We start from the raw sequence: 12925 nt of genomic DNA, 5'->3' as shown, positions 1-12925 counted from the left end.
GCACCTCACGGACCGGCGGCCGCCGCCGACCCGCTGCCGGTCCGTAAGGCGCCGTCCGCACCCGCGCCATGCGCCGTTGACGCGGCGCGGAGAGCCTTCCCCGGTGTGACAGCCCTCCGGCACCCCGGTGCGACAGCCCCGCGCCGTCGCGGTGCGACAGCCCTGCGAAGCCCCGGCGCGCCCCGGGGGCGCCTCCCCCGTCGGGTCCCCGTCCGCCGGGTGCTGTGCCTGGTGCCGCTCGTGCTCGTCGGCGTGGTCGCGGTACGGCACCGCTCGGTGCTGGCCGAGGGGTTCGGCCAGTTGCGCGCGGCGTCCTGGCCGTGGCTGCTGGCGGCGGCCGGCGCGACCTGTCTGACCTGGGTCGCGGCGGCGTTCACCCGGCAGGGCGCGGTGGTGCAGCCGCTGCCGAAGGGGCGGTTGCTGGCCACTCAGTTCGCGGCCGGCGCGGCCAACCACCTGCTGCCCACCGGCCTCGGCGCGGGGGCGGTGAATTTGCGCTTCATGACGGTGTGCGGGGTGCCGCTCGCCCGCTCCTCGGCCGCGCTCGCGCTGTACCTGCTGGCGGAATGCGTGGGCCGGCTCGGGCTGCTGGCGGTGCTGCTGGCCGTCTTCCCGGACGCGCTGCGGCTCGGCACCCTGCTGCCGGGCGGTTCGGCCGTCCCGCTGCTGCTCGGCGCCGCCGCGCTGACCACCGCGGCGGCGGTGGCGCTGTGCCGGGTACGGCGGCTGCGCCGGGCCGTCGCCGGCTTCCTGCGCGACGCCCTGGGCGAGGCACGCTCGGTGCACACGCGGCCGGCCCGCGCCCTGGCCCTGTGGGGTGGTTCGCTGGCCTTCCCGGCGCTCCAGGCGGCCGGTCTGGCCGCGGTCGGGCAGGCGCTGCGGCTGCCGGTGCCGCCCGCGCACATGGCGCTCGCGTACCTCGCGGCGACCGCCGCGGTGGCCCTGGTGCCGACGCCGGGCGGGCTCGGCTCGGTCGAGGCGGCGCTGATCGTGGCACTGGTCGCGGTGGGCGGCCCGGCCGCGGTGGCCACGGCGGTGGTGCTGGCCTACCGGGTGATCACCGTGTGGGTGCCGCTGCTGCCGGGGGCGCTGACCCTGGGGGCGCTGGTGCGGCTGAAGGTCATCTGAGGCACAGTGGCCGTCCGAGCCGCAGCCCGAGAAGGAGTGCCCGCCGTGCCGGTACGCGTGGAGCGCAAGGAGCACGTCACCACGGTCGTCCTGTCCCGCCCGGAGGTCCGCAACGCGGTCGACGGTCCGACCGCGGCGGAACTGGCCTCCGCCTTCCGGGAGTTCGAGGCCGACGACCAGGCCCGGGTGGCGGTGCTGTGGGGCGAGGGCGGCACGTTCTGCGCGGGGGCCGACCTGAAGGCGATGGGCGGCGAGCGGCGCAACCGGGTCGCCGAGGAGGGCGACGGGCCGATGGGGCCGACCCGGATGCGGCTGTCGAAGCCGGTGATCGCCGCCGTCGCCGGGCACGCCGTCGCGGGCGGCCTCGAACTGGCCCTGTGGTGCGATCTGCGGGTCGCCGAGGAGGACGCCGTGTTCGGCGTGTACTGCCGCCGCTGGGGCGTGCCGCTGATCGACGGGGGCACGGTACGGCTGCCCCGGCTGATCGGCACCGGCCGGGCGATGGACATGATCCTGACCGGCCGCCCGGTCCCGGCCCCCGAGGCGCACGCCATCGGCCTCGCCGACCGCCTCGTGCCCACCGGCGGCGCCCGCGCCGCGGCCGAGGAACTCGCGGCGGCCGTCGCCCGCTTCCCCCAGGCGTGCCTGCGCGGCGACCGCGCCTCCGTGCTGGAACAGGAGGGGCTGGACGAGGAGACGGCGATGCGGGGTGAACTGCGGCACGGTATGGCCGTGTTGGCGGAGGGTTTCGAAGGGGCGGCTCGGTTCGCCGGCGGCGCCGGTCGGCACGGGTCCTACCCGGACGTGTGAGGAACATCGTCCGCGGCGCCCCCGTCCGGGTGCGAACCGCCCTTCCGGATACGGCAGGATGAGCGTTCGCCCGCTCGCCGACGACGCCGGGGGCGGGCGTTCGCACATTCCGGACATCGAGCAGGTGACAACGTGACGACATCTCACTTCAGGACGGCCGCAGCGGTCTTGCGCCCCGGAGGTGACCGGTGAACCGCCCGCTGACCCTGGACGACCTCGTCCTCGCCGGCATCACCCTCGCCGCGGGCCTTGTGCTCGCCTTCCTGTCGCGCACCCTGCTGCGCTGGCTCGCCAAGCACGCCAAGCGGACCCGCTGGAGCGGCGACGACGTCATCGTGGACGCGCTGCGCTCGGTGGTCCCCTGGGCGGCGATCGCGGGCGGCGCGGCGGCGGCCGCGGTGGCACTGCCGCTGACCCGGACCGTCCGGCACCACGTCGACCAGTTCCTCCAGGTGTGGCTGATCCTCGTGGTGACCGTCTCGGCGGCCCGGGTGATCGCGGGTCTGGTCCGCTCGGTCACCCAGTCCCGCTCCGGCGTGGCCGGCTCGGCCACCATCTTCGTGAACATCACCCGGGTCCTGGTGCTCGCCATCGGCTTCCTGGTGGTGCTGCAGACGCTCGGCATCTCCATCGCGCCCCTGCTCACCGCCCTGGGCGTCGGCGGTCTCGCCGTGGCGCTGGCCCTCCAGGACACCCTCGCCAACCTGTTCGCGGGCGTCCACATCCTCGCCTCCAAGACCGTGCAGCCGGGCGACTACATCCGGCTGAGCAGCGGCGAGGAGGGCTATGTGGTGGACATCAACTGGCGCCAGACGACGGTGCGGCAGCTCTCCAACAACCTGGTGGTGGTCCCCAACGGCCAGCTCGCCAAGTCGAACATGACCAACTTCACCCGTCCCGAGCAGCAGTTGACGGTGCTGGTGCAGGTGGGCGTGAGCTACGACGCGGACCTCGACCAGGTCGAGCGGGTGACGGCGGAGGTGGTCACCGAGACCATGACCGAGATCACCGGCGCGGTCCCGGACCACGAACCCGCCATCCGCTTCCACACCTTCGGCGACTCCCGCATCGGCTTCACGGTGATCCTCGGCGTCGGCGAGTTCAGCGACCAGTACCGCGTCAAGCACGAGTTCATCAAGCGCCTCCACCGCCGCTACCGCGAGGAGGGCATCAGCATCCCGGCGCCGACCAGGACGGTGGCCCTGCAGCAGGGCGCGGTGGTGATACCGCAACAGCGGGCGGGGCAGGACCTGCCGTAGGGAGCGCGAGGGAGCGGGGGGCCGGACCGGCGGTAGGGGCCGTGGGGCCGGACTCGCCGGCACGGCCCCGGGGACCGGACCCGCCGTGAGGGCACCGGGGGCCGGGGCGCCTGTACCGTCGCAGACCGGACGTATCATCGGACCGTCATGACTGTTCCCCCGGACCCGTCCGGTCCCCTTCCCAGCGGCCAGGCCCTCGACCGGCGGCTCGACGACATCGCGCGCCACCGGCCCTTCGGGGCCCGGTTCCGCCTGCGCGGGCGGGATCTGGCCACCGCCGAGCTCAAGGGCGCGGCGACCGTGCGGTGGCACGCCTACGACCTGGTCGCCCGGCGGCTGGCCCCGGCCGCGCCGGCCAAGGACGGCAAGCAGACGCCGTACCGGGGGCACCCGGTGTTCGTCGCGCAGCACGCCACCGCCACGTGCTGCCGGGGATGCCTCCAGCGCTGGCACGGGATTCCCCGGGGCCGGGAGCTGAGCCGCGCGGAGCACGTGTACGTGGTGGACGTGATCTGCCGGTGGATCGAGCGCGAGGTGGCGGGCGGAGCCGGGCCCGGCTCCGCCCGCCACGGCTGATCAGAGCGTGGCCGAGTTGTCGTGCCGGTGGCCGCCGCGCTTGCTGTGCGGCGCCGCGAACGCCGAGGCGACCGGGGTCACCGTCCAGTCGGGGTGGCCGGGCATGCGCGGGGTCTTGGTGCCGTAGAGCCAGTCCCGCAGGAAGCCCGACTGGTCCTGGCCGGAGACCTCCGAGGCGACCGCGATGTAGTCGTCGGTGGACGCCGAGAAGTTGCGGAAGCGCTCCAGGAAGGCGCGCTCGACGGCGTTGAAGACCTGCTCGCCGACCTGCTGCCGGAAGGCGTACAGGGTGAGCACGCCGCCCAGGTAGCGCTGGCTGTCGAACAGGTTGACCGCGTTCGGCGAGGCCACCGGGCCGGAGTCGTGGCGCCACTGGTCGCCGCGGGCGTAGGTGTCCTTCATCCGGGCTTCCATGGTGGTCAGGCCCAGCGAGTCGGCCCAGCCGCGCTCGTAGCGGTACAGCAGCCCGTAGAAGTCGGCGTGGCCCTCGTTCAGCCACAGGTCGGACCAGCTCGCGGGGCTGACCAGGTTGCCGAAGTAGGAGTGGACCAGCTCGTGCATCATGTGCGAGCCGATCTTCTTCTCCTCCTGGAGCAGGAAGTTCGGCTTGTAGAGCGTGAGGGTCTGCGTCTCCAGGCCGGTGAAGTCGAAGGCGTTGGCGTCGTCGGAGTTGCACGGCAGCAGGCCGTACGTCTCGAACGGGAACGCGACGCCGAGGCGGTTCTCCAGCCAGCTCACCAGGTTGGGGGTGAGCGCGAGCGCCGGCTCGAGGGCGGCGGCCCGGGCGGACGGCACGACGTCGCGCAGCGGCAGGCCGTGCGGGCCCTGCCGGTCCTTGACCACGTAGTCGCCGACGGTGATCTGGACCAGTTCGGTGGCCATCGGCGACGCCGAGCGGTACGAGTACGTCGTGCGGCCGTCGGCCAGCGTCCTGGTGCCGGTGAGGTTGCCGTTCGCCACGCCGCGCAGCCCGCTGGGGACGGTGACGCGGAAGGTGAAGTCCGCCTTGTCCGAGGGGTGGTCGTTGCACGGGAAGACGGTGTGCGCCGAGTTCGGCTGCGGGCAGATCGCGAAGCCGTCCGGGGTGGGCACCCAGGCGGTGTGCGCGAGGCTGCGGCGCGGGTCGGCCGAGTAGGCGACGCACACCACCGCGGCGGCGTCCTCCGCCAGCTCGCGGGCGGGCGTGACGCGCAGCTTCTCGCCCGCCTGCTCGAAGACGGCGGCGGCGCCGTTGACGGTCACCGTGCGGATGTCCAGGCCCAGGGCGTCCAGCGAGAACCGGCTCAGCGGCCGGTCGGTGCGTATCCGCAGGGTCGCGGTCGCGTCGACCGTCCGGGCCGTCGCGTCGTACGCGAGGTCGAGCGCGTAGGACGAGACCCGGTAGCCCTTGTTGCCGAGGGTGGGGAAGACGGGGTCGCCGAGGGTCTCCGGACCCGGGCCCACCACCTTCCGCCTGGCCTTCCCCCCGCCGCCGGCGAGCGCCTGGGCCGGCGAGCCCACCGTCAGTGCCGCGGCCGTGCCGAGCAGTGCGGCCGCCGGGGCCGTCACTCTGGTGCGATATCTCATGGTCAGCTTTCGCTCGGGCGGCCGGGTGGTCGGGTCCGGCCGCCGGTCATATGTGCGATCGCTTGTCATGACCACGAGAGGGTCGTTTCGGTTGCATGATCTCGGCGCGTTTTCGACCGAGGGTCCCCTGTCGAGCGGACCCCCGTCACGAGATATCTTGATGTCGAGCAATGTTGCAGACGTGGAGCGGAGCACCCGGTGACTGACTCGACCATCATCTACACCTACACAGACGAGGCCCCGGCCCTGGCGACGCACTCGTTCCTGCCGGTGATCCAGGCGTACGCCTCGCAGGCCGGTGTGCCCGTCACGACCCGCGACATCTCGCTGGCCGGGCGCATCATCGCCGTCTTCCCGGAGTACCTGAACGAGGACCAGCGCATCCCGGACGCGCTGAGCGAGCTGGGCGAGCTGGCCAAGACGCCCGCCGCCAACATCATCAAGCTGCCGAACATCTCGGCGTCCATCCCGCAGCTCAAGGCCGCCGTCGCCGAGCTCCAGGGCAAGGGCTACGCGCTGCCGGACTACCCGGACGACCCGAAGACCGACGAGGAGCGCGAGATCCGCGCCCGCTACGACAAGATCAAGGGCTCCGCCGTCAACCCGGTGCTGCGCGAGGGCAACTCCGACCGCCGCGCCCCCGCCTCGGTCAAGAACTACGCCAAGACCCACCCGCACCGCATGGGCGCCTGGAGCTCCGACTCCAAGACCAATGTGGCCACCATGGGCGTGGACGACTTCCGCTCCACCGAGAAGTCCGTGGTGATCTCCGAGGCCGGCGCGCTGCGCATCGAGCTCAAGGGCGACGACGGCTCGACCACCGTGCTGCGCGAGTCCGTGCCGGTGCTCGAGGGCGAGGTCGTCGACGCCTCCGTGATGCGGGTCGCCGCGCTGCGCGAGTTCCTGACCGCGCAGGTCGCCCGCGCCAAGGAGGAGGGCGTCCTGTTCTCCGTGCACCTGAAGGCCACGATGATGAAGGTCTCCGACCCGATCGTCTTCGGCCACGTGGTGCGCGCCTTCTTCCCGAAGACGTTCGCGAAGTACGGCGAGACCTTCGCCGCCGCCGGCCTGACCCCGAACGACGGTCTGGGCGGCATCTTCAAGGGCGTCGAGTCCCTGCCGGAGGGCGCCGAGATCAAGGCCTCCTTCGACGCCGAGCTGGCCGAGGGCCCCGCGCTGGCCATGGTGGACTCCGACAAGGGCATCACCAACCTGCACGTGCCGTCCGACGTCATCGTCGACGCCTCGATGCCGGCCATGATCCGCACCTCCGGCCACATGTGGGGCCCGGACGGCCAGGAGGCCGACACCCTCGCGGTGCTGCCGGACTCGTCCTACGCGGGTGTCTACCAGGCCGTGATCGAGGACTGCCGCGCCCACGGCGCCTACGACCCGTCGACCATGGGCTCCGTCCCGAACGTCGGCCTCATGGCGCAGAAGGCCGAGGAGTACGGCAGCCACGACAAGACCTTCGAGATCCCGGTCACCGGCACCGTCCGCCTGGTCGACCAGGCCGGCAACGTCGTGATCGAGCAGACGGTCTCCGCCGGCGACATCTTCCGCGCCTGCCAGACCAAGGACGCCCCGATCAAGGACTGGGTGAAGCTCGCCGTCACCCGTGCCCGCGCGACCGGCGACCCGGCCGTGTTCTGGCTGGACGAGACCCGCGCGCACGACGCCAACCTGATCGGCAAGGTCAAGCAGTACCTGGCGGAGCACGACACCGAGGGCCTGGACATCCGCGTCCTCGCCCCGGTCGAGGCGACCAAGCTGTCGGTGGAGCGCATCCGCCGCGGCGAGAACACCATCTCGGTGACCGGCAACGTGCTGCGTGACTACCTGACCGACCTCTTCCCGATCCTGGAACTGGGCACCAGCGCCAAGATGCTGTCGGTCGTCCCGCTGATGGCGGGCGGCGGCCTGTTCGAGACGGGCGCCGGCGGCTCCGCGCCGAAGCACGTCCAGCAGCTGGTCAAGGAGAACTACCTGCGCTGGGACTCCCTCGGCGAGTTCTTCGCCCTGGTGCCGTCCTTCGAGCAGTACGCGACGGCCACCGGCAACACCCGCGCCAAGGTGCTGGCCGACACCCTCGACCGCGCCACGGCGACCTTCCTCAACGAGGACAAGTCCCCGACCCGTCGTGTCGGCGGCATCGACAACCGCGGCAGCCACTTCTACCTGTCCCTGTACTGGGCGCAGGAGCTGGCGGCGCAGACCGACGACGCCGACCTGGCCAAGGCGTTCGGCGCGTTCGCGGAGAACCTCGCCGCGAACGAGCAGACCATCGTCGACGAGCTGATCGCCGTCCAGGGCAAGCCGGCCGACATCGGCGGCTACTACCAGCCGGAGAAGGCGAAGGCGGACGCGGTCATGCGGCCGTCGACCACCTGGAACGAGGCCCTCGCCTCCCTGAGCTGACCCCCGCCGGGGCCTTGACGCCTCGCCCGTGATCGATCCCGCCCCGGTCGGAGTTGCCGACCGGGGCGGGGTCGTGTGTGGGGGCGAGCCGCGGGTAGCGGGGGCCGGGTGGCGGGGCGGGGACCGGGTGCGGCCGGGGTCCGTTGTCAGTGGCGTGTGGGACCTTGATCATGTCTTGTCGTCCCTCGCCCCTCACCCCCTCGCCCTGGAGCAGCCCGTGACCGAGTCCGCCGTGTCGTTCGAACTCCTGCCCGGGGACGACCGCTCCCCCGTACTGCTGCACGTGCCGCACTCGGCGCGGGCGATACCCGCGGACGTACGCGCGGGGATCGTGCTGGACGACGCCGGGCTCGAGCGGGAGCTGGACCACATCACCGACGCGCACACCGCCGAGATCGCGGAGCGGGCGGCCGCGCTGGCCGGCCTGCGGCCCTGGCGGTTCGTCAACCGGCTCTCGCGGCTGGTGGTCGACCCGGAGCGGTTCCCGGACGAGCGGGAGGAGATGCTCGCCGTCGGGATGGGGGCCGTGTACACGCGCACCACGCACCGGGACGAGCTGCGGGCGGCGGACACCGATCCCGGGCCGCTGGTCGAGCGGTACTTCCGGCCGTACGCCCGGGCCATGACGGAGGCGGTGGCCGGGCGGCTCGCCGCGACCGGGCGGGCCGTGGTGATCGACGTCCACTCCTACCCGACCCGGGCGCTGCCCTACGAGCTGCACGGGTCCGGGCCGCGGCCGCCCGTGTGCGTGGGCACGGACGCCTTCCACACCCCGCCGGACCTGCGGGAGGCGGCCCGTAAGGCGTTCTCCGCGTGCGGCGCGACCGGGCTGGACAGCCCGTTCAGCGGGACCTACGTGCCGCTGGAGTACTACGGCCGGGACCGGCGGGTGAGCGCGCTGATGGTGGAGATACGCCGGGACACCTACATGACGGAGCCCGGCGGCCCGGCCGGCCCCGGCCTGGACCAGCTCGCCACCGCCCTGGCCGAACTGGTGGCCGCCGTCTAAAAAGGGGCAATGGCGCTCACAGATCACCGATGCTCGGCCGATCGAGGAGCGGCCCCAGGCCGCGGAGGACCGCAGCGAGCCTGGGCACCTGGAAGGCGATCTGGTGATCGGCTCGGACAACAGCCAGGTCGCCACACTGGTCGACCGCAAGACGCGGTTCCTCACGGTCGTGAAACTCGCCAGCCGCCACACCAACGTGGTCGTTCCAGCTCTGGCCGAGACATACACCCGCATGGACTCCCGGCTACGCGGCACGCTGACCTGGGATCGCGGCATGGAACTGGCAGCGCACAAGCGTCTCCGCTGCACGAACACCTCGCAGCCCTGGCCCGCGGCGCAGCGGGAGCCGAGACCGTGGCCCCAGGAGCACTGCGATCCGTCTTTGACTCCTTCATCGCGCGCTCCGGCCTGCTGACCGAGATGTCCGAGGGCCCCGGCAATGCCACGATCGGCCGCGTCGTGGGCCTGAGCACCGCGACCGTGGATGCGGTCGAGGCCCTGACCACCACCATCGCCAACCGCCGTCGCCGCCACGGGGCAGCCTGGATTTCGCACTGCCGCCGGCCCGCCACCGAACGAGGCTGTCTGCCCCGGTCCGGCGGATGCAGCCACAGCTGATCGCTGGTCGGCGGTCCCGAACTGTGTGCTCACCTCCGGATGACATGGTCCGACGGATATGGGGTGCTCGGCGTGAGCGGTGGGCCTCCGGCCGCCATTGCCATCGGTTGAGCGTAGAGATAGGGAACAGGGACCGGAGAAGTCGGAGGGAAGCCCGGCCTGGCGGCATCGAGATGGGCGTCCAGACTCAGTGCGGCGGTAACGAGGGCGAGGTGGGTCAACGCTTGTGGGAAGTTGCCGAGTTGCTCACCGGTCAGTCCGATCTCTTCAGAATAGAGACCGAGATGGTTGGCGTAAGTCAGCATCTTCTCGAAGACGAGTCTGCCTTCCTTCAGATGGCCGGCACGAGCCAATGCTTCGACATACCAGAAAGTACACGCTGAGAAGGTGCCTTCGGAACCGAGCAGGCCGTCAGGAGAGGCAGCGGGGTCGTACCGGTACACGAGGCCGTCGGAGACAAGATCCTGCTTGATGGCCGTCAGTGTGGAGAGCCACCGTGCATCCTGCGGAGGGATGAATCCTACGGCGGGCATCCGCAAGAGCGCGGAGTCCAGAACGTCGCTGCCCAAGTACTGAGTGAACGCAGCGCGTCGCGGACTCCACCCTCGTTGCAGGATCTGCCAGTAGATCGCGTCGCGCTCCTTGGTCCACCGCTGCATCTCAGCGGGGCGGCCGCTCCGGGTGGCCATGCGGATGGCCCGATCCAGCGCGGTCCAGCTCATGAGCCGTCCATAAGTGAAGTCTTTGTCGCCGCCCCTCGTTTCCCAAATACCGGCTTCGCGACGGTCCCAGTTCTCACACACCCAGTCCACCGTGTCGATCAGTGCCTGCCAGATACGGCAGGTTGTTTGCAATCCCTGTTGGTCAGCAAAATGGAGGCACTCCAGTGCCGATCCGTAGATGTCGAGCTGCAGCTGGTCAGCTGCACCGTTGCCGACCCGCACCGGACCAGAGTGCCGATAGCCTGCCCAGTGCCCCAGGGTCTGCTCCTCCAGGTCGGAAGAGCCGTCGATGCGGTACATGACCTTCAGAGGGTGCTTGCCCGGCCCGGTGTATCCCTGAACGCGATCGCCCAGCCACTCGGTGAACGCCACGGCCTCCTCGGTGAATCCCAGCCCGAGCAAGGCGTGCAGGGACAAGGAGGCATCGCGCACCCACGCGTAGCGGTAGTCCCAATTGCGCTCGCCGCCGACCTGTTCCGGCAGGCTGGTGGTCGGAGCCGCGATCATGGCCCCGGACGGGGCGTACGTCATGAGCTTGAGCGTCATGGCCGAGCGGTTGACCGTCTCCCGCCACCGCCCGGTGTAGCGGCAATGAGCCAGCCATCCGTGCCAGAAGGCAATCGTGCCCTCCAGCAGCCGCTCGCATTCCTCAGGGGGAACCATGCGTGGCGGACCGTCAGCGAACGTCTCCAACACCAGGCCGCGGGTCATGCCGGCCCGCAGGCTGACGGTCATGACCGCGGCACCTCCGCGCGTCCTCCGGTCGCCTGCACACTCATCGTCGAGCGCATCCACCACATGTACGGTCGCCTCTGCACCTCGGCTGGCAAAATGCCAGCCGCCCATGGACGAGGTGACCTCGTGCGGTTGTCGTGCATAGTCGAACCGAGGAGCGACGACGATGTCGAACGAGATCTCACCGCGCGTGCACCGCAGCATGCGGACCAGCCGGTGCTTGTTCGTCGGATTGCGCGGCGAAGCGGGCGGCATGAAATCAACGACTGATCCGACGCCTTGCTCGGTCATGAATCTGGTGAGCAGCACACAGGTGTCCGGGTAGTAGAGCTGCTTCGTCGCGTATGTCCGCGCTTGGGGGGCGATCGTCCAGTGACCGCCGTTCTCGCTGTCGAGTAGTGCTCCGAAGACGCTTGGCGAGTCGAATCGCGGGCTGCAGAACCAGTCGATCGTCCCCTCGGTGGACACCAATGCGGCCGTCTGCAAGTCACCAATGAGTCCGTGGTCTTCAATCAGCGGGGGTTCGCTCATGGGGCCTCTTCCCATTGCGTCTGGCGCCGGCAGGGGCCTTGCCCCGGACGGCGGTACCTGCCCTACGCCGACGCACAACTCCTCCACGCAGCAGCACCAGCCCGGCCTACGCCCTGCTCACCGCCGGCGCCGACGCGCGCGGGGCTGCCACCCGACGCTTCAAGGGCGCAGTGCTTGTTGCAGTGCCTCGATGGCGAGTGTGCGGGCGACCGTTGTGGCCTTGGAGTCACGGAGGCTGTCGAGCATCAGGAAGTCGTGGACCATTCCCAGCACTCGGACCGCGGTGACGTCTACTCCCGCTGCGCGGAGCTTGGCCGCGTAGGCCTCGCCTTCGTCGCGCAGGACGTCGGCCTCGTCGGTGATGACCAACGCGGTGGGAAGACCGCGGAGCTGTTCGATGTCGGCTCGCAGCGGCGAGGCATAGATTTCGCTCCGCTGCTGGGGGTCCGTGGTGTAGGCGTCCCAGAACCACTTCATCCCGTCGCGAGTGAGGTAGTAGCCGTCGGCGAACTGCTGGTAGGACGGAGTGTCGAAGTCGGCGTCGGTGACGGGGTACAGCAGCACTTGGGCAGCCAGTTGGATATCTCCACGCTCCTTGGCCATCAGTGCGAGGACCGCCGACATGTTGCCGCCCACCGAGTCGCCGCAGACCGCTATCCGCGAGGCGTCGAGGTTCTGTTCCCCGCCGTTTTGGAGGATCCACTTCCCGACCGCGTAGTTCTGCTCGATCTGAGTCGGGTACTTCGCCTCGGGGGCCCTGTCGTAGACGGGGAAGACCACCGCGGCGTCCACTCCCACCGCCAGTTCGCGGATCAGCCGGTCATGCGTCTTCTCATCGCCGAACACCCATCCGGCGCCGTGTATGTACAGGATCACCGGGAGGGTTTTCATCGATCCTTGGGGGCGGATGATGCGTGTGCGGACGTCGCCGTACTGCCCCGCGTCGATGGTCACCCAATCCTCGTCGACCGCGGGCTTGGCCACCCCCTTCCCCTCCTGGAGGCCATCGAGGATCTCGCGGCCGTTCTCCGGCGGAACTTCGTAGATGCGTGGGTGCGGTGATGTGGCCTCCGTCAGCTCTCGGGCAGAGGGTTCCAAGACGGGGGTTGTCACAGATCGAGAATCGGGCACAACGCGCCTCCTGCCTCAGACGTAGCGGTATGTGCGGCTGCTCCCACCCTCTCCCATCGTCTCTCGGCAACGCACCGATGCAACCGCGGAACACGGCGTGAAGGCCACAACACATGGGGTTAGCCAGGCGGGCCCCAGTGCGAGTCGTCCATCCACGCCGACGGGCATGCCGCGTGGCCAGGAGGCCGGATCCGGTGCGCCGCTGCCGTTGCTTCGTGCTTCCTGCTGATCGGGCGCGCCGTTGCCTGTTTCCCGGCCTCCCAGTCCGGCTCCGGGACCGGATCGCCACCCGCACTGCGCTGCTCGCCGGCGGTGTCGACTCGTGCTCCGCATCCGGATCGAGTCCGCTCTTGGCGATCTGGGCTACACGCTGGTCCCTCCGCGTCTCTTGCGCCGACCCTATGACAGCGTGTCGCGGCTGG

At 70.7% G+C, this 12925-nt stretch carries 9 protein-coding genes and 1 pseudogene; 7 read left to right on the top strand and 3 right to left on the bottom strand.

Annotation, left to right across the window (positions count from 1 at the left end; genetic code table 11):
• The first annotated feature begins 162 nt into the window (after positions 1-162).
• From PV343_RS25220 to PV343_RS25205, 4 genes are all read left to right on the top strand, one after another.
• Positions 163-1128 (top strand): lysylphosphatidylglycerol synthase transmembrane domain-containing protein, encoded by a 966-nt coding sequence (locus tag PV343_RS25220; protein WP_319149270.1) that lies wholly within the window; start codon positions 163-165, stop codon positions 1126-1128.
• Between the two features lie 45 nt (positions 1129-1173).
• Positions 1174-1938 (top strand): crotonase/enoyl-CoA hydratase family protein, encoded by a 765-nt coding sequence (locus tag PV343_RS25215; RefSeq protein WP_319149235.1) that lies wholly within the window; start codon positions 1174-1176, stop codon positions 1936-1938.
• Between the two features lie 188 nt (positions 1939-2126).
• Positions 2127-3197, top strand: coding sequence for a mechanosensitive ion channel family protein (locus PV343_RS25210; protein WP_319149234.1), 1071 nt, complete (start codon positions 2127-2129; stop codon positions 3195-3197).
• Between the two features lie 147 nt (positions 3198-3344).
• Positions 3345-3773: a DUF4186 domain-containing protein gene (locus PV343_RS25205; RefSeq protein ID WP_319149232.1), complete on the top strand. Its 429-nt coding sequence runs from the start codon at positions 3345-3347 to the stop codon at positions 3771-3773.
• Here PV343_RS25205 and PV343_RS25200 read toward each other — a convergent pair whose 3' ends face one another.
• A complete protein-coding gene (locus tag PV343_RS25200) occupies positions 3774-5339 on the bottom strand; it encodes a M1 family metallopeptidase (RefSeq protein ID WP_319149231.1) in 1566 nt (521 codons plus the stop codon).
• Positions 5340-5537: 198 nt separating this feature from the next.
• Here PV343_RS25200 and PV343_RS25195 point away from each other — a divergent pair, with 198 nt between their 5' ends.
• The 3 genes and pseudogenes from PV343_RS25195 to PV343_RS25185 form a co-directional block, all read left to right on the top strand.
• A complete protein-coding gene (locus PV343_RS25195) occupies positions 5538-7757 on the top strand; it encodes an NADP-dependent isocitrate dehydrogenase (RefSeq protein WP_319149230.1) in 2220 nt (739 codons plus the stop codon).
• 217 nt (positions 7758-7974) lie between these two features.
• Complete coding sequence (locus PV343_RS25190; protein ID WP_319149229.1) at positions 7975-8766, top strand: N-formylglutamate amidohydrolase; 792 nt, start codon at positions 7975-7977, stop codon at positions 8764-8766.
• A 13-nt stretch (positions 8767-8779) separates the two neighbouring features.
• Positions 8780-9181, top strand: a pseudogene (locus PV343_RS25185) (IS30 family transposase); the annotation flags it as partial.
• Between the two features lie 232 nt (positions 9182-9413).
• Here PV343_RS25185 and PV343_RS25180 read toward each other — a convergent pair.
• Both PV343_RS25180 and PV343_RS25175 read right to left on the bottom strand, forming a co-directional pair.
• The gene (locus tag PV343_RS25180) at positions 9414-11372 is read right to left on the bottom strand and encodes a glycoside hydrolase family 15 protein (protein WP_319149228.1); all 1959 of its coding nucleotides are present in this window, start codon (positions 11370-11372) and stop codon (positions 9414-9416) included.
• A 159-nt stretch (positions 11373-11531) separates the two neighbouring features.
• Positions 11532-12485 carry an alpha/beta hydrolase gene (locus tag PV343_RS25175; protein ID WP_319149227.1) on the bottom strand — a complete coding sequence of 318 codons (954 nt, stop codon included), beginning with the start codon at positions 12483-12485 and terminating at the stop codon, positions 11532-11534.
• Positions 12486-12925: the final 440 nt, after the last annotated feature.

It is taken from the genome of Streptomyces sp. WI03-4A, from assembly GCF_033792105.1.
In the GTDB taxonomy this organism is placed as follows: Bacteria; Actinomycetota; Actinomycetes; order Streptomycetales; family Streptomycetaceae; genus Streptomyces; species Streptomyces collinus_A.
This window is presented reverse-complemented; position numbering and strand designations above follow the sequence as displayed.